Raw genomic sequence first — 536 nt, 5'->3', positions numbered from 1 at the left:
ACTGTACCGAGTGGGGACTCGAAGAGCAGATCGGGTCTAAACGGGCAGACTCCTTTGTCCGGTTCAAGGAACCGCACCCGAACTACGGCCACGGACTAGCGATTGAGTACCAACACAAGAACATCAACAAGAATCGAGACGAGTCCACCCAGAACTACCTCGACGAGGGATTCACCACTGTCTGGCTCTGGGACAGTCAGTTCACGAGTGACGACGATGTAAACCTCTTCGGGGGCAAAGTCGTCCCCGTATGGCCTACGGCAGTCCCAGACCGCTCTGAGTGGGGGCCGACAGACGAATTCGAACTCGATACACTCCCGCTCCGCTCATGGACCACTTCTGGCGAAGACCGTTCTCCCGGGTTCAGCTCTTACTCAACCCTAGATCGTGTCTCTCGCCATCGCCAGACGGCTCGGGACGTTTGGGACTTCGAGCTCCCAGATGCGCCATCTGTATTGGTTCGTCTCCCAGACGAGTGGTACGACCGCTGTATCCGCGCCCTTTGGGACACCACACCGTGGGACCTCCGGTTCGAC

The 536-nt window shown here is 58.2% G+C and carries 1 pseudogene; it reads left to right on the top strand.

Going from position 1 to position 536, the window contains the following annotated elements:
- Positions 1–536, top strand: a pseudogene (locus EXE45_RS20855) (hypothetical protein); the annotation flags it as partial.

The sequence above is a fragment of the Halorubrum sp. SP9 genome (assembly GCF_005435015.1).
Lineage (GTDB): Archaea > Halobacteriota > Halobacteria > Halobacteriales > Haloferacaceae > Halorubrum > Halorubrum sodomense.
Note: the sequence above shows the minus strand (reverse complement) of the source record. Positions and strands in the feature narration are given on the sequence as shown.